Below are 16923 nucleotides of genomic sequence, written 5' to 3' on the forward strand. Positions count from 1 at the left end.
GATGGTCGCCTGACCGTTCACTGCAATTTTATGAGCGTTGCGCGCATATCGCGCTAGTTTGGCATCATGTTACGCTTTCTGATCCCCACCTTGATCGCGGCAAGCTCGGCCTGTGCTGCAGATTGGCCCACCAAGGCCGATGACGTTCCTTTGACCCCCGCGGAACTTGACGGTTTAGCTGGACGCACGCTTACGTTTTATGATGACGGTCAGGCCAAATTCTCGGCCGGTGGGGCCTATTCCTATACATATGCCAGCGGAGACTCGGCTTTTGGCACCTATTCCATCGCCGAGGACGGCAGCGTCTGTATTGCCTATCGCAACGGGTTCAGCCGGTGTGATCTCTATGTAAAAAGTGGTGAGCGGCTGATCCTGATTGATCAGAAAGGAGACCGCTATCCGGTCCGGCCCGAGTAATGCTCTTTCGGATTTGAGGTACGCAGCCTGAGCGCAAAACAGGCAATCTCTTCAATTTGGTGGGAAATCTTGCCAGACTGAACGCAAGATCATGCCAGTCAATGGCTTAGGAGGGGATTGAACCTGTGGCAGAAGACATCGAAGACCGGCTCGCTTTAGGGAAAAAACGCGGGTCGCATGGCCGCCAACAGGACGAGGGTGTTCTGGTTATTCGCACGATAGCGATGCCCGCAGACACCAATCCGGCGGGTGACATTTTTGGCGGTTGGCTGATGTCGCAAATGGATTTGGCCGCAGGCAACATGGCGGCGCGCGTGGCGCAGGGGCGAACGGCGACCGTTTCCGTCGAGGCGATGCAGTTTCTGCACCCGGTCAAGGTTGGGGACGAAGTGACGCTTTATGCGACGCTGACGCATGTCGGGCGCACATCCATTCGCGTCCACGTGGATGTCTGGGCACGCCCGAGGCAATCGCAGAATGGAAAAAAGGTTACGGAAGCCGAGTTCGTGTTCGTCGCTTTGGACGAAAACGGCGCGCCGCGCCCGGTGTTCGACGACAGTTAAGCGCGGCGTGTCAGGTCAAAGCCGGTTCAGTAAGTCGACCGTTGGCCAGGCATCTGCAGGTAAGCCCAAGCGGGCCTGTTCGGCCTGCACCGCAGCGCGTGTTCCGGCCCCCAGAATCCCGTCGATCTTGCCCACATCATACCCTTTGGCTTGCAGTTTGGTTTGCAGCTCTTTCATCTGCGCTCCGTTCAAACCTTGCGCCGGATTACCTGCGTCATAGATTTGCGCCCCTTCCAGTCTTGTACCAAAATAGGCGGCGGTCAGAACGTAGACAAAGCTTTGATTCCATTCGAAATAGACGTCGAAATTCGGGTAGGCCAGAAAGGCCGGACCATTGCGTCCTTGCGGCAGGATCAGCGAGGCAGGCAGGTTGGCCAACGACCCGTTGCGTGCCTGTACGCCCATGGCTTGCCAATCGGCCACCGAGCGGGGTTTACCCGGGCCGGACAGGGACCAGTCCATCTGCGCGGGCACCGTGACCTCTTGCAGCCAAGGTTCGCCCGCGCGCCAGCCTAGATGCGACAGCATTTTGCCCCCGGACATCAGCGCATCGGCGGCCGAGGTTTTCAGGCGGACATGCCCGTCACCATCACCATCGACGCCGTTCTCCAGAATGTCGCGCGGCAGCATCTGGACCATGCCAATCTCTCCGGCCCATGCACCTGTCGTGCGCGCCGGATCGAAATCGCCGTTTTGATACAGTTCAATCGCTGCAAAGATTTGTGGGCGAAACAATTCGGGCCTGCGGCAGTCATGGGCCAAAGTCACCAGCGCGTTGCGGGTGTTGAAGTCGCCCTGGAATGACCCATAGTCAGTCTCGAACGCCCAGAAGGCCAGCAGCACGCCGCGTGAAATGCCGTATTCCTGTTCGATCCGGTCAAACACCGCGTCGTATTTGCGCGACATGGCCTGCCCGCGTTCAATCCGGTTGGCCGAGATCAGGCGGCGCGAAAACTCGATGAACGGTTTCTGGAACACCCCTTGCGCCCGGTCGGCCCTGAGCACCGCATTGTCTTGCTGCACACCTTTGAAAAATGCGTTCACGGTGGATTTGTCAAAGCCTTGTTGAATGGCTTCGGTCTTCAACCCTTTGACAAAGGAATTGAACCCACCCCCACATTGGGCAAAGGCAGTAGAAGCAAGCAAAGCGGCGGCAACAAGACCGGAAAGAAAACGCATGAAGGGACCCGTCAGAAAATCAGATTGATCCCAACCCACACTGACACGAGCCCAAGCGCAAGCCCCCAAACGCTCCACAACATGTGACATGCGCGGAAAACCTCCGCCGCCCCGATCTCATGTGGTGCATCACCATTGACCCAGGCCAGGTCCCGCAGCTTTCCATCATAGCTGCGTGGCCCGGCAAGGGCGACGTTCAGCGCGCGGGCCATCGCGGCCTCGGGCCAGCCTGCATTGGGCGAGATATGGCGGCGCGCATCCCCCACAATTTCGCGCCAGCGCGACCGCTGCCCCGAGAGTACCACGATCAGCACACAGGTCAGGCGGGCAGGGATCAGGTTCAGCAGGTCATCGAACCGGGCCGAAGCCCAGCCGAACTCGCTGTACTTTTCATTGCGATACCCGATCATGCTGTCGGCAGTGTTCGCGGCTTTGTAGACCAAGAGCCCCGGCAACCCGGCGACCAGGAACCAGAATGCGGGCGCGATGACCCCGTCGCTGAGGTTTTCCGCCGCGCTTTCGATGGCCGAACGCGCCACCTGCGCCTCGGTCATGTCGCGGGTATCGCGTGAGACGATCATCGCCACCTGTGCCCGCCCCTCGGTCAGCGAAGTCAACAGCCCGTCACCCACGGCACGGACATGCGCGACCAGAGACTTCTGTGCCAAAAGGATCGCGCACAGCAAGATTTCGACCATCGGTCCCAGCAAAGCAAGCGCCCAGCCAAGGCCCCATGCACCACAAACCAGCAGGACGAGCACGAAAACGCCTTTCAATCGTCGCGCGGTCCCGTCATTCAGCCGTTTGTCCAACCAGCCAATCAGATTGCCGATCATCACCGCCGGGTGTTTGACGCGAGACCAGAGCCAGTCAGGCTCTCCCAGTGCGGCGTCCAGGCACATGGCGCAGACCAACATCAGGCCAACGCTCACAGCGCGGCTTCCAATCTCTCCCACCCATCCTTTGGTGGCAGGCCCAGGCGTAAATAGGTGGTTGAATAGGGGAAAATGCGGCTCCAGATATGGTTCTGTGCCAGCCGGTCCTGCCAATTGGCGGCGTTGCCGACCTTGTACAGGCGGAACAGGCTGGTGCCGCCAACGATCTGAGCGTCTTTGGCCGTCACCAGAGCATCCAGCCGCGCGGCCTCATCAGTCAGACGCTCGCGTGTGGCGTCAGCCCAACCGTTGTCTGACAAGGCTTGGGTTCCAATGCGCAGGGCAGGGCCCGACACAGACCACGGACCGGTCAGGTCGTTTAGCCGATTGATCAGGTCTGGCCGTCCGATGGCAAACCCCAGACGCATTCCGGCCAGCCCCCAGAATTTGCCAAAGCTTTTCAGAACAATCACGCCGGGACGATCCGCCAGATGGATCAGAGACGCGTCCGGTGTGACGTCGCAGAAGCTTTCATCAATAACGGTCAGCGGTGCTGTGACATCGCTTTCTTGCCAGATCCGCCCATCGGGGTTGTTCGGATGCACGATCACACGGGCGTCTCCGGGAGTGTCAGCCTGAACATTCCAACCCTGAGCTGAAAAAGCGGCCGCGTGTTCGTTATAGGTGGGAGGCGTGATTTGAACCGTGCCGGATGTGGCCAGCGCTGGGATACGGGCGATAATGGCGGATGCCCCCGGTGCGGGAAGGATCGCCGCGCCTTTCGGGACGTTCCAAAACCGGCGCGCGGCCTCGCTCAGGCGTTCAAAAGCCCCGTGGTCCGGCAGTTTCGTCCAATCCCCTGCAGTAAGCCCTGATACCTCATACGGGAGCGGGTTGATGCCGGTCGACAGATCGATCCAGTTGGCGCGTTGACCGCCGTATTTGGCAATCGCTCTGTCCAGTCCGCCACCGTGGTCGCGCATAGCGCGTGGGTCCAGACCGTGATCCAATGTGCTCATCTGCTCTCTCTGCGGGAAATGACCGGTTTTGGCGCGTTTCAAGCGGATTTTTGCCTCTTACACAAGCAAATCCGTGTGATCACGGACCTGTGGGGCCGCTGTTAACACTTTGTTAAGGAAATAACGAGATCACGGACCACGGGGGTCGGCACCACTCACCATATCAAGTGCCGAGGTTGTTGCAAATGAAAGTTCTGATTGTTGAGAGTAACCCCGACCTTGGTCGGGTCTGGAAAAGGCATCTGGAGCGGCAAGGCGCCGAGGTCACGCTGGTCGAGACTCAGGAGGCCGCCATTCTGGCGCTGTATGGCGCGGATTTCGAAATCATCGTGCTGGATCTGGTTCTGGAAACCGGCAGTGCATTAGCTGTGGCTGATTTTGCCAGCTATCGCCGACCCGAGGCGCGGGTGATCTTTGTCACCAACACCACCTTCTTCTCGGACGGGTCGATCTTTGCCCACAGCCCGAATGCCTGTGCCTATGTGCAAAGTGAAACGCCGCCAGAAGATCTGGCGGCGATGGTGGAGCATTACGCAGCAGGGCGCTGATCGCGTCCGTGCGGTTCCATGTATTCCAACACCGGATTGGTTGGGATGATCCGGTGCGGATTGATGCTGTTGTGGCTGTAGTGATAGTGGCGCACGATATGGTTCATGTTCACCGTGGGCGCGACACCGGGCCTTTGATACAGCTCGCGCGTATAGGCCCAAAGATTGGGGTAATCGATCAGACGGCGTTTGTTGCACTTGAAATGCAAGTGATAGACCGGATCAAAACGGATCAACGTTGTGAAGAGACGCCAGTCAGCCTCGGTGATCCGGTCCCCCATCAGATAGCGATTACGAGACAGGCGGTCCTCCAGCCAATCCAATGTGTCGAACAGCGGGCCCACCGCTGCGTCGTAGGCTTCTTGTGAGGTGGCAAAGCCCGATTTGTAGACGCCGTTGTTCACGTCTGAATAGATGCGGGCGTTGACCTCTTCGATTTCGTCCCGCATCGCCTCGGGCCAGTAGTCATCGGTGTTGCCAGTGATGACGTTGAAAGCCGAATTGAACATGCGGATGATTTCCGAACTTTCGTTCGAGACAATGGTTTCCTGCCGCTTGTCCCACAGGATCGGCACCGTGACGCGGCCGGAATAAGACGGGTCGGCCTTGGTGTAGATTTGGTGCGCAAAGTCCAGGCCATAAAGATCGTCACCTGTTGCGCCGTGATCGTCCGTAGCAAAGGTCCAGCCTTTGTCCAGCATATCAGGATGCACAACTGAGACAGAGATCACGTCAGCCAGCCCTTTCAGTTCGCGAAAGATCAGGGTGCGGTGCGCCCAGGGGCAGGCGTGACTGACATAGAGATGATAACGCCCGGCTTCTGCCTTGAACCCGCCCTTGCCGGATGGCCCTGCGCTTCCATCAGCTGTTAGCCAGTTGCGAAATTGCGCCGCGCTGCGTTTGAATGCGCCTCCTGTGGACTTTGTGTCGTACCAAGTGTCATGCCATGTTCCGTCGACCAGCAGGCCCATTTCTTTTCCTCCGCGTAGGCGTTTGACCAAAGATAGGTCCAAGCCTGCTCTGTGCCTATCCGAGCGCCCGCGCAACTGCTCTGCATTCGCGCACAATCAGCGCTGGGATTTCTGTGCAACAATTCGCAATCACGCTTAATTCTGTGATGTGGTTCACTGGATTTTTACAACTGTTCCCGCACAATAGATGTCATTCACGGGGGAACGGATTAATGAGTACCTATGTTTCAAAGGAAATACGCGCCGAGTTGGACGCGGCCCGAATCGCCACGTTGAAGAAAGCCAGCCGTTTGCGGGTGGAAATGGGCAACAATACCTACAAAATCCTCAAATTGTGGAAGGATGGCTTCACAGTTGAGGCCGAAACGACACCCCGCCTGCGTGGGCTGGTCGATATCTACGATGGGGCCAACCACCTCTACCAATGCCTGATCGTCGCGGATGAGGATGAGGGTGGTGAGATGCGGTATGAGTTCAAGCGCAGCACTGCGGCCCATGACAAGGCTCCGCTGGATTTCTATCGCGCGCCGGATGCGCCGATTGCCCTGTTGGGGCACGAGGACTAGGGCCGGATTTCGACAGTCGTTCCGGTTTCGGTCAGGCTCCAAAGCTGCGCCATTTCGGCGTTTGACATTGCAATACAGCCCAACGTCCAGTCTCCGGGCAGTGTAAAACCGGCCACCCCGTTGGGCTGGCCATGGATGAAGATGTCTCCTCCGGGATCCGTACCCTGCTGGCGTGCGCGTTCGATGTCGTCGGGTCGCGGGTAGTCAATGCCCAGCGACAGATGAAAGGCGCTGTTTGGGTTGCGCCGATCGATCCTGAACAGCCCGACAGGCGTTTTACCGTCCCCTTCGATCTGTTTGTCCCCCTCTGGTGCAAAGCCCAGTGCAATGTCGGCCTGCATCACCACCGCCGCGTTCAGCGTGGCCGTCGGGCGGCGGGCAGCTTTCTCGATCAGAATATGGTCAATCCGTGTGGCTTCTGGGGCGATTGGCGGGGCCGGAGGGCGCGGGCCAATGCGGTGCCAGCCAATCCAGCCGGCACCCGCGATCAACAGAGCGAGACCAATCAGCCCCAGCCGCCGCATGTCTTACTGCAAATCCCCGAAGGCTCGTTTCAGCCGGGAGCAGGCTTCCTCAACCCGCGCGCGTTGTGTGGCGAGGTTGAAGCGTTCGAACGTTTCGCCCCCTGTCCCGAAACCGGGGCCAGAAGAGGTCGCGATCTTTGCGTCCTCTCGCAGGCGGCGAACAAACTCGTCATGGTCCATGCCCGTGCCCGAGAAATCGACCCAGGCCAGATAAGTTGCCTGCAAAGGCATCGACCACAGGCCCGGAATCTCGGCCATGGTTTGATCGAAGAGGCGTCGGTTGCCTTCCAGATGTGCAATCTGCGAATCCACCCATTTGGCTCCCTCGGGGCTGTAGGCTGCGGTGATCATCGCCACACCCAAAGCGCCGGGATCATAATCGAGTGTCTGCAACCGATGCTTCATGGCCGCGCGCAGTTTGGGATCGGGAATGATCATGTTGCCGGTTCGCTGCCCGGCGATGTTGAAGGTCTTTGACGCAGCGGTCAGCGTCACTGTCCAGGGTCGCGCATCCGGGGCGGCTACATCCATCGGTACAAACTTGGCACCGGGATAGACCAGATCGTGGTGAATCTCGTCCGACACCAGGATCAAGCCGTTCCGCTCGGCAAACGCGGCCACGGCGCGCAGTTCATCTGGTGTCCAGACACGCCCCGACGGATTCTGCGGCGAACACCACAGCAGCATCTTCTCGGACCCGTTCAGCCGCGACTGCGCGTCGTCCAGATCAAGCCCATAGCTGTCGCCCTCCCGCACCAACGGGCATTCCACGACCCGGCGGCCTGATTTGTTCACCTTGTGCGCAAACTCATGATAGACGGGGGTGAAGATCACGATGCCATCGTTGGGTTCAGTCCAGACGTCCAGCGACAGCGCGATTGCATTGCCCAGACCTTGGGTTGTCAGAATCCAATCTGTATCGATTTCCCAGTCATGGCGGGTCTTCATCCACCACTGGACGGAAGCAAGATAATCCGGGTGCATCCAGGAATATCCGAACACGCCATGATCAGCGGCTTTGCGTACCGCGTCGATTACGCAAGGCGCTGTTTGGTAATCGGAATCGGCCGTCCACATGGCCAGCCCGTCATCGGGTGAGACGCCGTACAACATCTCCATCTTGTCCCATTTGGAACTGTTGGTGCCCCGGCGGTCGATCAGGTCGTTGAAAGTCATGTCTGCTCCGTTCTGTTGGTCGAAAGCTAACCGCAAATCGGGCAGGTGCAAGGGGGGCGTTGCGGCGCGGGGCGGGATGGCCTAAATCAGCCCCATGAAACGCAATATCCTGATCCATCCCGACCCCCGCCTGAAGAAGGTCTGCGCGCCCGTGGGCGACCTTACGGACGAACTGCGCAAACTGGCTGACGACATGCTGGAAACCATGTATGACGCGCCCGGCATCGGCCTGGCCGCGCCGCAGATCGGTGTGCTGGATCGGTTGATTGTGCTGGATTGCGTCAAGGAAGAGGGTGAATCCCCGCGCCCCCTGATCATGTTCAACCCCGAGGTCATCGCATCATCGGATGAAACCAATGCTTACGAGGAAGGGTGCCTGTCGATCCCCGATCAATATGCCGAAGTGACCCGTCCCAAAGTGGTGGATGTCACCTGGATGGATCAGAATGGCAATCTGCAGCAGGAAACCTTTGACGGGCTTTGGGCCACCTGTGTGCAGCATGAGATCGATCACCTGAACGGCAAGCTGTTCATCGACTATCTCAAGCCGCTGAAACGGCAGATGATCACGCGCAAAATGCAAAAGCTGAAACGCGAGAAAGCGCGCTCATGACCGTGCGCACCTGCTTGCCCTGGCCCGACAAACGTCTGCGCACCAAAGCGGATGAGGTGGCTGAAATCACAGACGAAATTCGGGCGATCTGGGACGATATGATCGACACGATGGAGGCAATGCCCGGCGTCGGCCTTGCTGCGCCCCAGATCGGCGTAATGTTGCGTCTGGCCGTGGTCGATGGGTCGGCTGAGCGGGGCAAGGCCGTGCGTTTGGCGAACCCGGAAATCCTGCATAGCTCGATCGAGCTGCGCGAGCATGAAGAAGCCAGCCCGAACCTGCCCGGTGTGTCAGCCAAGATCAAACGCCCGCGTGCAGTGACTGTGAAATACGTGAACGAACAGGGCATGGTGGACCGTCGTGACTTTGTCGGGATCGACGCCACCAGCGTGCAGCATCAGATCGATCACCTGAACGGAAAGATGTATTTCGACCGGCTCAGCAAGGTCAAACGCGACATGCTGCTGCGTAAAGCAAAGAAACTGACGTAAGGCGGGTTTCAGCCCGGCACCCGAAAAACTCCGGAGGCGAGCATGCGCGTCATCTTCATGGGAACCCCTGACTTCTCAGTTCCGGTGCTGGATGCGCTGGTTGAGGCTGGGCACGACATCGCTGCCGTCTATTGCCAACCCCCACGACCTGCCGGTCGCGGCAAGAAAGACCGCCCGACGCCTGTTCACGCCCGGGCCGAGGCTCTTGGCTTGCGCGTTCGCCATCCGGTTTCGCTAAAATCAGCCGAGGAACAGGACGCCTTTGCCGCACTTAACGCGGATGTGGCCGTGGTCGTGGCCTATGGTCTGATCCTACCGCAACCCGTTCTGGATGCGCCCAAACAGGGTTGCCTGAACATCCATGCCAGTCTGTTGCCGCGCTGGCGCGGGGCTGCGCCGATCCATCGGGCAATCATGTCCGGCGACGCCGAGACCGGGATTTGCATCATGCAAATGGAGGCTGGTCTGGACACTGGTCCCGTTCTGTTGCGTCAGGCAACTGCAATCGAACCCGAAGAAACCACCGCACAACTGCATGATCGGCTTTCGACCATGGGGGCCGCGCTGATCAACGAGGCACTGGCCAATCTGCCCAGCCTTACACCTGAACCTCAGCCCGAGGACGGCGTGACTTATGCCGCCAAGATCGACAAATCCGAGGCGCGCATCGACTGGACCCGCCCGGCGGTAGAGGTTGATCGGCAGATCCGTGGGCTGTCGCCCTTTCCCGGTGCCTGGACCGAAATGGATGGTGAGCGGATCAAGGTGCTGGCGTCGCGCGTCGCAGAAGGGCAGGGCGCCCCTGGCGAGGTTCTGAACGACGATCTGCACGTGGCCTGCGGGCAGGGTGCTGTTGAACTGCTGCGCTTGCAAAGGGCGGGCAAAGGCGCGCAGGATAGGGAAACGTTTCTGCGGGGCTGGGCGATACCGCCCGGCACTCGGTTGTCTTCGGAGTAAAGCCATATGTTCATGGTGATGCTGGGCACCGTCGTGATTGCCGGGATCGTGGGCTATCTGTCGGAAAAAACGGGATTTACCCACAACGGTTATCTTCCGTCGATCATCATCTGCGTGGGCGGGGCGTTCCTGTTTTATTTTGTGCGCATTATGTTTGGCATAAGCTTTGGCCCGCCGGGATTGGACGCGGTGATTTCATCTGTCGGGGCCTTGATCATCGTGCCGACCCATTGGAGGAAGTAAGATGCCCGTCGTCGCCCTGATCATCATCGGAGCAGCCGCCGGTTTTTTGGCCACCCGGCTGATGCGGATCGAGGCAGATATCCCGACGACCATGTTGATTGGGATTGTTGGCGCTCTGATCGGAGGGTTTCTGCTGCGGTTGTTGGTAACAGTCATGGGCTGGCTGTCTGGCTTTGTTGGCGCAGTCCTTGGCGCGTTACTGGTGATCTGGATCTGGCAAACCTATCTGCGCCGTTAACCACTTGACCTTGAGCGTTTAGTCCTTCCAGATCTCGTCCAAACGATTTGGGAGGATGCCGATGCAGCACGATCTGAAGCCGGGTGATGTCGCTTTGATGGGCGTGCCTCTGGATCTGCATTCCTCTTTCCTGCAGGGTCCGGCTTTCGCCCCCGGACGAATTCGCGAGGCACTGCACTCGGGTGCTGCCAATCTGACGGCCGAGGACGGCACCGATCTGGGCGCGACCGAACGGTTTCGTGACACCGGCGATCTGGACGTGTTCGAAATGCGTGGTCAAGAGCCGATTGACCGGATCGAAACCGAAGCGGCCAAGCGGATCGCAACCGGCGCGCGCCTGTTGTCTCTGGGCGGGGATCATTCCGTAGCCTATCCACTAATCAAAGCCCATGCGGACCGATACGAAGGGCTGAACATTCTGCATATCGACAGCCATCCCGATCTGTATGACGAGCAAGATATCGGCCCACTGGGCCATGGCTGCCCTTTTGCGCGAGTGATGGAGAACTGCCCGGTCAAGCGGTTGGTACAGGTAGGAATCCGTACCATGAACACCCATCAGCGCGAGCAAGCCGACAGGTTTGGGGTCGAGGTGATCGATATGCGCAACTGGAGCGCCGACCTGCAGATTTCCTTTGATGGCCCCGTTTATTTGTCACTGGATCTGGACGCGCTGGACCCGGCCTTTGCCCCCGGTGTCTCACATCACGAACCCGGCGGGCTGAGCACACGCGAGGTCATCAACCTGATCCACCGCTTCGAAGGCCAATTGGTCGGTGCGGATATTGTCGAACTGAACCCGCATCGCGACCCTTACGGTATGACCGCGATGGTGGCCGCAAAATTCGTCAAAGAGATCGGTGCGCGCTTGCTGTCGCGTTGATTCAGCGCGCGTCGCAGACCGTGGCCGAACCAAGGGCCGGGGCACCCCTTGTGGTCATATCGTAGCGGTTCGCCTCAGCGGCGGTCATCCAGTGCATACTGTCGGCGGGGGCTGCGAAGAGGGTATACCAGTAAAATTCCTCATCCACGCCGATGTCTTTGAAATAGTCCAGGTATCGGTCATGTTCGGGGTCGTCCTCGGGCAGCTCGGTCGCCACCAGTCCCGACCCGGCCCAGCTGTGAACGCCGACACAGGCCCCCGGCTGCAGGATGCGGCGGTTTCCGGCCAGAAACAGATCGGTGCCCCCGCTGGCAATCAGACCATCTGAGGGTACGACTGTATCGAAACCGGCCTTGTGCACCTCGCGGCTGAAGATGACATTGGCATCGTCATCCACCGATCCTTCGATGTATTGCAGGACCAGAGTTCGGGCCTCGGGGTTTTCGGCGACGACTTCTTCAAAGGCCGAAAGTGTCGTTTCATCAATCGTGCCTGACGCAATGATCTGGTCGCCCTGCGCAACGAAACTGACAGGCGTATAATAATCGCCACACGAGGCCAGCAAAGCCAGACAAGCTGACAGGGATGTGAATCTGAAGGTCATCGTGGGCCTCGCCGAATTGTACCGCCCAAAGAGGTATCAGCACAGTTCTGTTGCGTCCACCGGCCGGCTCAGCTGCGCGGCGGGCGGCTTTTGTAGACGGGCAGTTGCCATCCAAACGTCAAAGAACCCGCCCGCAACGCCCAGCAAACCAACGCGCAAAGAGCCAGTGACAGCGCGGGTTCCAACCCCAGCCGGACAGCAATCACCGCTGTCAGCGCGCCAGTGAACGCGCATGAAACATAAAGTTCGCCCTGTTTCAGCACCAGCGGCACCTCATTGCAGACGACATCGCGCATCAACCCGCCCAGACATCCGGTCGTCACACCCATCAACACAACAATAACGCCGGATTGATCCAACGACAGTGCCGCACCGGTTCCGGCGGCGACTGCAACTGACAGAGCGAAACTGTCCAGCCAGATCAGCCAGTTGTAACGGCTTTCCATGAGATGTGCGGTGAAAAAAACCAATACCGCAGCGGCGACGGCGATCAGAATGTAGTCCGGCTGACCGACCCAAAAGATTGGGTGCCGATCCAACAGCAGATCACGCACGGTGCCGCCCCCGACTGCCGTCAGGCAGGCCATGAAGGCAAACCCTACCAGATCCAGCTGCGCGCGGCTGGCCACCAAAGCTCCGGTCAACGCAAAGATCAGGACCGAGGCGTAATCCAGCAGCGTCAGCGCGGTCACGCCTGCGCCTTCTTGGGTTTGAATGGGGCCATGCCGGAACGGGCCAGTTCATCGGCCTTTTCATTCTCGGGGTGGCCGGCATGACCTTTGACCCATTCCCATGTCACATCATGCCGTCCCTGCGCTTCGTCCAGACGTTGCCACAGATCAACGTTCTTGACCGGCTTCTTGTTCGAGGTTTTCCAGCCGTTTCGCTTCCAGCCAAAGATCCAGCCGGTGACGCCGTTCTTCACATAGGCACTGTCGGTCACGATGGTGATTTTCGACGGGCGTTCCAGCGTCTCCAGCGCTGAAATAGCGGCCAGCAATTCCATTCGGTTGTTGGTTGTCTCGGCCTCGCCGCCATTCAGCTCACGCTCTTTCAAGACGGTGTCCCCGTCCATCGCGCGCAGCAAAACGCCCCAGCCTCCAGGTCCGGGATTGCCGGAACAGGCACCGTCGGTATAGGCAAACAAATCAGGCATGGGCGAACACCAGAATAAAACCCTCGTAAGACCCGGCCAGACCTTTTCCCATTCCCTTGACCGAGCGATCAATTGTGAACCCGGCCTGGGTCAGCGCGTGTTCGATCTCGGCCTCAGAATAATAGGTGTAATACCGATCCAACTCGTCCCTGTGCTCACCTGTACCCAGCTTCATGCCGAGAAAAAGTTGCCCCTTGGGCTTAAGAGCCGTGTGGATCGCCTTTAGGAGGCGCGGGAATTCAGCGCGTGGCGCGTGCAGCAGGGAAAAGCTGGCGTAGACACCGTCGTAGACGGCGGTTTCGGTGACGTCATCAAACGTGCCCAGATACGCGTCCACTCCGTTCTGCCGGGCGTGATCCACGAAAGCAGGCGTCGCGTCCAGTGCCCTTACCTTCAACCCCTGGCGCATCAGAAAACTGCTATCTGACCCCGGCCCGGATCCCAGATCCAGAACATGTCCACCTGCGACGACTGCATCTGCAAATGCCTGTCTGGCCTCAAGCTGTGCTTCGGGCAGGGGGATGTTCAGGTATTCGGCCACCCTGTTTGTGTATGCGTCGATTGTGCGTTTATCGGTCACAGGTATACTCCGACGGCAAGGCTGGCCAAAACAACGGCGGTCAGCAGGACACGTAACCGCATCCACCAGACGGGTGTCAGCCGCCAATAGGAAAACAGGGCATCCAGCACCAGCAGACCGGCAAACCCGTACATCAGGTTCGTGCCCGCCTGCACCGGTCCGCCGCCTGTCATGAAAAAGGCCCAAAGCGCGGGCAGGACCGACAATGTGTAGCAGAGACCTGCCTTGCTGCCCGATGTCTTGGTGGCAAACCCCCAAAGAACCCCTGACATGAAACTCAGGATCACCGAGCCATAGAACAGCTGAACATACGGCCCTACAAAACGTGCCCCAAGGTTTTGCGCGCCCCAAGCGTTCAGGTCGCCGTTCAGATAGGTCAAAGCGCCCCAGACAAAGGGGATAAGACCCGCCAGTCCAAGATAGAGCGGTGCCTTTGGTACTCCGATCACGCTGGTTGCCTCAGGACACGCGGCACTTTGAACTCGACGTTTTCGGTGGCGGTCTCAACCAATTCAACAGTGACATCGTAATGCGCGCGGAAGGCATCGATCACTTCGTTAACCAAAAGCTCGGGGGCCGATGCGCCAGCGGTGACAGCCACGGATGAGATACCCTTGAGCGCGCGCCAGTCGATCTCGGTGGCGCGCTGCACCAGCTGCGCGTATTTGCAGCCCTCGCGCGAGGCGACCTCAACCAGACGGCGCGAGTTCGATGAGTTTGGCGCGCCTACAACCAGCAGGGCGTCTGCCTTGGGAGCAACGGCCTTGACGGCCTCTTGCCGGTTCGTGGTGGCATAGCAGATGTCTTCCTTATGTGGCCCGACAATGGCCGGGAACCTGGCCTGAAGCGCAGCTATGATGTCTTTGGTGTCATCAACCGACAGGGTGGTCTGGGTGACAAAGGCAAGCTTTTCGGGGTCACGCACATCAACCGTGGCCACATCCTCGACTGTTTCGACCAACAGAACATCGCCTTCGGGCAACTGTCCCATGGTGCCGACGGTCTCAGGGTGGCCTTTGTGGCCGATCATGATCATCTGCAACCCCGCATCCGCATGGCGCTGTGCCTCTACATGCACTTTCGAGACCAGCGGGCAGGTCGCGTCCACATAGATCATTTCGCGCTTGGCGGCCTCGGCAGGAACCGATTTCGGTACGCCATGGGCGGAAAAGATCACCGGACGATCATCGGGGCATTCGTGCAGTTCTTCGACAAAAACGGCCCCTTTGGCCCGCAGCCCGTCGACGACAAACTTGTTGTGCACAATCTCGTGGCGCACATAAACCGGAGGGCCCCATTTCTGAAGGGACATTTCTACGATTTTGATGGCACGATCCACACCGGCGCAGAAACCCCGGGGAGCGGCAAGGTAAAGTGTCAGTGGTGGCTTTGTCATTGGGCTGTCTCCTTAGGGCACAGGTAAGTCTTTTCCTGGCCTTGGTCCAGACAGGAGATCGTCATTCAACTGACACGAATCGATGTTAGCCAAGTTGTGTTTCAGCACCTGTGTATAGTTAAAGAAGCGCGGCCAGGACCCAGGTCCTGACCGCGCGAAATTTTCCCCATCAAAATGCGTGCGCCAGATCAGCTGTTGCTGGCCATCGCGACGTTGCGCGGCTCGGCCGGCATTTCACGTGGCGGGCGACCGATCACGTCACGCAAATCTTCCAGTTCGATGAAGTTGTCGGCCTGGCGGCGCAGTTCGTCCGAAATCATCGGTGGCTGGCTGCGGATGGTCGATACAACAGAAACGCGCACGCCTTGGCGTTGCAGGCTGGCGATCAGCGGGCGGAAATCCCCATCGCCCGAGAACAGCACAATATGATCCACGCGCGGCGCAAGTTCCATGGCATCGACTGTAAGTTCAATGTCCATGTTACCTTTGACTTTCCGACGCCCCATGCTGTCGGTGTATTCCTTTGCCGGTTTCGTGACCATGGTGAAGCCGTTGTAATGCAGCCAGTCAACCAATGGGCGGATCGGTGAATACTCGTCGTTTTCCAGGAGCGCTGTGTAATAGAAAGCCCGAAGCAACTTGCCACGGCGCATGAATTCCTGCCGCAGAAGTTTGTAGTCTATGTCGAAACCGAGTGCTTTTGCCGCGGCATAAAGATTCGAGCCGTCGATGAACAGCGCTAGCCGTTCGTCCTTATAAAACATAAATAGTTCCTTCCGGTATAATACAGACCGCACCGCTAGATGAGTGAGTGAGTGATGAATTGGCGCGTTCTGTGGGTCTATAATTAGAACTTTTGCCGGTTATCGCAAGTATGCAATGTGTCGAATATAGGGTGCTGGATGAGCAATTCATTGTCAAATGCTGTTGTTGCGCTGGGTGCAAATCTCAGTTTGAGAGGAAATGGACCCGCAATGACACTTCGAAATGCACTTGACGCCATTGCGCGTCAGGGGGTGGTGATTCGGTCAGTCAGCCGGTTTTTTGCAACCCCTTGTTTCCCCGTGGGTGCGGGTCCTGACTATGTGAATGCGGCGGCCCTGATCGCCACTGAAAAGTCACCGACCGAGCTTTTGCATGTGCTACATGCAGTTGAGCATGAGTTCGGGCGCGAACGGATCCAACGCTGGGGTATGCGGACATTGGACCTGGATCTTGTGTGCTTTGACGATCTGGTGTTGCCGGATCGGGCGGTGTTCGATCGCTGGCTGACGTTACCCTCTGACGCACAACGAGAAGAGGCACCCGATCAACTGATCCTGCCCCATCCGCGCCTGCAGGATCGCGCTTTTGTACTGGTTCCCATGGCGGATATTGCGCCCGACTGGTGCCATCCGGTTCTGGAACGCTCGGTTTCGCAGATGGTCGCCGACTTGCCTTTGGCCGAAGTTGAGGCGGTCACGCCGCTGTGATCCTCGCAAATGCAGCATTTCATGCTTGTCAAGGCGAGGATTCGCGCTTAGATAAACCTCTTCCTGACATGGATTCAGAAACGGAGAGCGCCCAATGGCCCGCGTGACGGTTGAAGATTGCGTAGATAAGGTTCCAAACCGGTTCGAGCTGGTGATGCTTGCCGCCCATCGGGCGCGCGAAATTTCCGCGGGTGCTGCGATTACCGTTGACCGAGACAACGACAAGAACCCTGTCGTATCCTTGCGCGAAATCGCCGACGAAACCCAAAGTGCTGATGACCTGCGCGAGCGTCTGATCGAGGCCAACCAGACCCAGATCGAGGTCGATGAGCCGGAAGAAGACCAGATGGCGCTGCTGATGGGTGCCGAATCGGACAAGCCTGCCATGGATGATATGTCCGAAGAAAAACTCCTGCGCGCTCTGATGGAGGCTCAGGGACAGGGGTAAGCCC

Annotated in this window: 25 protein-coding genes; 12 read left to right on the top strand and 13 right to left on the bottom strand. The window is 58.6% G+C overall.

Going from position 1 to position 16923, the window contains the following annotated elements:
- Nucleotides 1-66 precede the first annotated feature (66 nt).
- A complete protein-coding gene (locus AC2FNU_RS08040; protein ID WP_480801972.1) occupies nt 67-417 on the top strand; it encodes a hypothetical protein in 351 nt (116 codons plus the stop codon).
- A gap of 224 nt (nt 418-641) precedes the next feature.
- Nucleotides 642-980: an acyl-CoA thioesterase gene (locus AC2FNU_RS08045; protein ID WP_171096391.1), complete on the top strand. Its 339-nt coding sequence runs from the start codon at nt 642-644 to the stop codon at nt 978-980.
- 15 nt (nt 981-995) lie between these two features.
- Here AC2FNU_RS08045 and AC2FNU_RS08050 read toward each other — a convergent pair whose 3' ends face one another.
- From AC2FNU_RS08050 to AC2FNU_RS08060, 3 genes are read right to left on the bottom strand one after another with little or no spacing between them, the layout of a single operon-like run.
- A complete protein-coding gene (locus AC2FNU_RS08050; protein ID WP_496786935.1) occupies nt 996-2159 on the bottom strand; it encodes a lytic murein transglycosylase in 1164 nt (387 codons plus the stop codon).
- 11 nt (nt 2160-2170) lie between these two features.
- Complete coding sequence (gene cbiB, locus AC2FNU_RS08055; protein WP_496786936.1) at nt 2171-3091, bottom strand: adenosylcobinamide-phosphate synthase CbiB; 921 nt, start codon at nt 3089-3091, stop codon at nt 2171-2173.
- The gene (locus AC2FNU_RS08060) at nt 3088-4053 is read right to left on the bottom strand and encodes a threonine-phosphate decarboxylase (RefSeq protein ID WP_496786939.1); all 966 of its coding nucleotides are present in this window, start codon (nt 4051-4053) and stop codon (nt 3088-3090) included. The genes cbiB and AC2FNU_RS08060 overlap by 4 nt, the downstream gene beginning before the upstream one ends.
- A gap of 185 nt (nt 4054-4238) precedes the next feature.
- Between AC2FNU_RS08060 and AC2FNU_RS08065 the strand changes: the two genes are divergently transcribed.
- Nucleotides 4239-4601: a response regulator transcription factor gene (locus AC2FNU_RS08065; RefSeq protein WP_496786940.1), complete on the top strand. Its 363-nt coding sequence runs from the start codon at nt 4239-4241 to the stop codon at nt 4599-4601.
- On the opposite strand, the gene AC2FNU_RS08070 is transcribed toward AC2FNU_RS08065, so the two are convergent.
- A complete protein-coding gene (locus tag AC2FNU_RS08070; RefSeq protein ID WP_496786943.1) occupies nt 4583-5572 on the bottom strand; it encodes a glutathione S-transferase family protein in 990 nt (329 codons plus the stop codon). The two genes, AC2FNU_RS08065 and AC2FNU_RS08070, sit on opposite strands and share 19 nt — an antisense overlap.
- Nucleotides 5573-5784: 212 nt before the next feature.
- Between AC2FNU_RS08070 and AC2FNU_RS08075 the strand changes: the two genes are divergently transcribed.
- Nucleotides 5785-6138: a hypothetical protein gene (locus AC2FNU_RS08075; RefSeq protein ID WP_171096148.1), complete on the top strand. Its 354-nt coding sequence runs from the start codon at nt 5785-5787 to the stop codon at nt 6136-6138.
- Here AC2FNU_RS08075 and AC2FNU_RS08080 read toward each other — a convergent pair.
- Both AC2FNU_RS08080 and AC2FNU_RS08085 read right to left on the bottom strand, forming a co-directional pair.
- Nucleotides 6135-6662: a L,D-transpeptidase family protein gene (locus AC2FNU_RS08080; protein ID WP_496786949.1), complete on the bottom strand. Its 528-nt coding sequence runs from the start codon at nt 6660-6662 to the stop codon at nt 6135-6137. The two genes, AC2FNU_RS08075 and AC2FNU_RS08080, sit on opposite strands and share 4 nt — an antisense overlap.
- Before the next feature lie 3 nt (nt 6663-6665).
- Entirely contained in the window at nt 6666-7838 is a 1173-nt protein-coding gene (locus tag AC2FNU_RS08085) for a MalY/PatB family protein (RefSeq protein ID WP_496786951.1), read from the bottom strand.
- 94 nt (nt 7839-7932) lie between these two features.
- On the opposite strand from AC2FNU_RS08085, the gene def (AC2FNU_RS08090) reads away from it, so the two are divergent.
- The 6 genes from def (AC2FNU_RS08090) to speB all read left to right on the top strand — a co-directional run bounded on the left by def (AC2FNU_RS08090) (nt 7933) and on the right by speB (nt 11263).
- Complete coding sequence (gene def / locus AC2FNU_RS08090; protein WP_496786953.1) at nt 7933-8451, top strand: peptide deformylase; 519 nt, start codon at nt 7933-7935, stop codon at nt 8449-8451.
- The gene (gene def / locus AC2FNU_RS08095; protein ID WP_496786955.1) at nt 8448-8942 is read left to right on the top strand and encodes a peptide deformylase; all 495 of its coding nucleotides are present in this window, start codon (nt 8448-8450) and stop codon (nt 8940-8942) included. Before def (AC2FNU_RS08090) ends, def (AC2FNU_RS08095) begins: the two co-directional genes overlap by 4 nt.
- Nucleotides 8943-8984: 42 nt before the next feature.
- A complete protein-coding gene (gene fmt, locus AC2FNU_RS08100) occupies nt 8985-9899 on the top strand; it encodes a methionyl-tRNA formyltransferase (protein ID WP_496786957.1) in 915 nt (304 codons plus the stop codon).
- A 6-nt stretch (nt 9900-9905) separates the two neighbouring features.
- On the top strand, nt 9906-10142 hold the full coding sequence (locus AC2FNU_RS08105; RefSeq protein ID WP_496786960.1) for a hypothetical protein: 237 nt from the start codon (nt 9906-9908) through the stop codon (nt 10140-10142).
- 1 nt (nt 10143) lies between these two features.
- Nucleotides 10144-10380 (top strand): GlsB/YeaQ/YmgE family stress response membrane protein, encoded by a 237-nt coding sequence (locus AC2FNU_RS08110; RefSeq protein WP_496786963.1) that lies wholly within the window; start codon nt 10144-10146, stop codon nt 10378-10380.
- A 61-nt stretch (nt 10381-10441) separates the two neighbouring features.
- The gene (speB, locus tag AC2FNU_RS08115; RefSeq protein ID WP_496786965.1) at nt 10442-11263 is read left to right on the top strand and encodes an agmatinase; all 822 of its coding nucleotides are present in this window, start codon (nt 10442-10444) and stop codon (nt 11261-11263) included.
- A 1-nt stretch (nt 11264) separates the two neighbouring features.
- Here the strand turns inward: speB and AC2FNU_RS08120 are convergent, their stop codons facing one another.
- From AC2FNU_RS08120 to AC2FNU_RS08150, 7 genes are all read right to left on the bottom strand, one after another.
- The gene (locus tag AC2FNU_RS08120) at nt 11265-11867 is read right to left on the bottom strand and encodes a COG3904 family protein (protein ID WP_496786970.1); all 603 of its coding nucleotides are present in this window, start codon (nt 11865-11867) and stop codon (nt 11265-11267) included.
- Between the two features lie 68 nt (nt 11868-11935).
- The gene (locus AC2FNU_RS08125; RefSeq protein WP_171096126.1) at nt 11936-12559 is read right to left on the bottom strand and encodes a trimeric intracellular cation channel family protein; all 624 of its coding nucleotides are present in this window, start codon (nt 12557-12559) and stop codon (nt 11936-11938) included.
- Nucleotides 12556-13023, bottom strand: a complete 468-nt coding sequence (gene rnhA, locus AC2FNU_RS08130; protein ID WP_496786976.1) for a ribonuclease HI — start codon at nt 13021-13023, stop codon at nt 12556-12558. The genes AC2FNU_RS08125 and rnhA overlap by 4 nt, the downstream gene beginning before the upstream one ends.
- The gene (locus tag AC2FNU_RS08135) at nt 13016-13603 is read right to left on the bottom strand and encodes a class I SAM-dependent methyltransferase (protein WP_496786979.1); all 588 of its coding nucleotides are present in this window, start codon (nt 13601-13603) and stop codon (nt 13016-13018) included. The genes rnhA and AC2FNU_RS08135 overlap by 8 nt, the downstream gene beginning before the upstream one ends.
- On the bottom strand, nt 13600-14052 hold the full coding sequence (locus AC2FNU_RS08140; protein WP_475192725.1) for a DUF3429 domain-containing protein: 453 nt from the start codon (nt 14050-14052) through the stop codon (nt 13600-13602). The genes AC2FNU_RS08135 and AC2FNU_RS08140 overlap by 4 nt, the downstream gene beginning before the upstream one ends.
- Nucleotides 14049-14999, bottom strand: coding sequence for a 4-hydroxy-3-methylbut-2-enyl diphosphate reductase (gene ispH / locus AC2FNU_RS08145; RefSeq protein ID WP_496786986.1), 951 nt, complete (start codon nt 14997-14999; stop codon nt 14049-14051). The genes AC2FNU_RS08140 and ispH overlap by 4 nt, the downstream gene beginning before the upstream one ends.
- A gap of 188 nt (nt 15000-15187) precedes the next feature.
- Nucleotides 15188-15763: a LabA-like NYN domain-containing protein gene (locus tag AC2FNU_RS08150; RefSeq protein ID WP_050605228.1), complete on the bottom strand. Its 576-nt coding sequence runs from the start codon at nt 15761-15763 to the stop codon at nt 15188-15190.
- A 138-nt stretch (nt 15764-15901) separates the two neighbouring features.
- Here AC2FNU_RS08150 and folK point away from each other — a divergent pair, with 138 nt between their 5' ends.
- Both folK and rpoZ read left to right on the top strand, forming a co-directional pair.
- Nucleotides 15902-16471, top strand: coding sequence for a 2-amino-4-hydroxy-6-hydroxymethyldihydropteridine diphosphokinase (gene folK, locus AC2FNU_RS08155; protein WP_496786990.1), 570 nt, complete (start codon nt 15902-15904; stop codon nt 16469-16471).
- 94 nt (nt 16472-16565) lie between these two features.
- Nucleotides 16566-16919, top strand: coding sequence for a DNA-directed RNA polymerase subunit omega (gene rpoZ, locus AC2FNU_RS08160; RefSeq protein WP_171096112.1), 354 nt, complete (start codon nt 16566-16568; stop codon nt 16917-16919).
- Nucleotides 16920-16923: the final 4 nt, after the last annotated feature.

Source organism: Ruegeria sp. BHSB064, from assembly GCF_059613205.1.

Excerpts from the sequence above, each read along its gene's own strand:
- AC2FNU_RS08070 (WP_496786943.1), bottom strand. The coding sequence starts at position 5,572 with ATGGGCCTGCTGGTCGACGGAACATGGCATGACACTTGGTACGACACA.
- AC2FNU_RS08120 (WP_496786970.1), bottom strand. The coding sequence starts at position 11,867 with ATGACCTTCAGATTCACATCCCTGTCAGCTTGTCTGGCTTTGCTGGCC.
- def (WP_496786955.1), top strand. The coding sequence starts at position 8,448 with ATGACCGTGCGCACCTGCTTGCCCTGGCCCGACAAACGTCTGCGCACC.
- AC2FNU_RS08065 (WP_496786940.1), top strand. The coding sequence starts at position 4,239 with ATGAAAGTTCTGATTGTTGAGAGTAACCCCGACCTTGGTCGGGTCTGG.
- AC2FNU_RS08060 (WP_496786939.1), bottom strand. The coding sequence starts at position 4,053 with ATGAGCACATTGGATCACGGTCTGGACCCACGCGCTATGCGCGACCAC.
- AC2FNU_RS08040 (WP_480801972.1), top strand. The coding sequence starts at position 67 with ATGTTACGCTTTCTGATCCCCACCTTGATCGCGGCAAGCTCGGCCTGT.
- AC2FNU_RS08085 (WP_496786951.1), bottom strand. The coding sequence starts at position 7,838 with ATGACTTTCAACGACCTGATCGACCGCCGGGGCACCAACAGTTCCAAA.
- AC2FNU_RS08150 (WP_050605228.1), bottom strand. The coding sequence starts at position 15,763 with ATGTTTTATAAGGACGAACGGCTAGCGCTGTTCATCGACGGCTCGAAT.
- AC2FNU_RS08105 (WP_496786960.1), top strand. The coding sequence starts at position 9,906 with ATGTTCATGGTGATGCTGGGCACCGTCGTGATTGCCGGGATCGTGGGC.
- AC2FNU_RS08045 (WP_171096391.1), top strand. The coding sequence starts at position 642 with ATGCCCGCAGACACCAATCCGGCGGGTGACATTTTTGGCGGTTGGCTG.
- rnhA (WP_496786976.1), bottom strand. The coding sequence starts at position 13,023 with ATGCCTGATTTGTTTGCCTATACCGACGGTGCCTGTTCCGGCAATCCC.
- folK (WP_496786990.1), top strand. The coding sequence starts at position 15,902 with ATGAGCAATTCATTGTCAAATGCTGTTGTTGCGCTGGGTGCAAATCTC.
- ispH (WP_496786986.1), bottom strand. The coding sequence starts at position 14,999 with ATGACAAAGCCACCACTGACACTTTACCTTGCCGCTCCCCGGGGTTTC.
- fmt (WP_496786957.1), top strand. The coding sequence starts at position 8,985 with ATGCGCGTCATCTTCATGGGAACCCCTGACTTCTCAGTTCCGGTGCTG.
- rpoZ (WP_171096112.1), top strand. The coding sequence starts at position 16,566 with ATGGCCCGCGTGACGGTTGAAGATTGCGTAGATAAGGTTCCAAACCGG.
- def (WP_496786953.1), top strand. The coding sequence starts at position 7,933 with ATGAAACGCAATATCCTGATCCATCCCGACCCCCGCCTGAAGAAGGTC.
- AC2FNU_RS08050 (WP_496786935.1), bottom strand. The coding sequence starts at position 2,159 with ATGCGTTTTCTTTCCGGTCTTGTTGCCGCCGCTTTGCTTGCTTCTACT.
- AC2FNU_RS08080 (WP_496786949.1), bottom strand. The coding sequence starts at position 6,662 with ATGCGGCGGCTGGGGCTGATTGGTCTCGCTCTGTTGATCGCGGGTGCC.
- speB (WP_496786965.1), top strand. The coding sequence starts at position 10,442 with ATGCAGCACGATCTGAAGCCGGGTGATGTCGCTTTGATGGGCGTGCCT.
- AC2FNU_RS08110 (WP_496786963.1), top strand. The coding sequence starts at position 10,144 with ATGCCCGTCGTCGCCCTGATCATCATCGGAGCAGCCGCCGGTTTTTTG.
- AC2FNU_RS08075 (WP_171096148.1), top strand. The coding sequence starts at position 5,785 with ATGAGTACCTATGTTTCAAAGGAAATACGCGCCGAGTTGGACGCGGCC.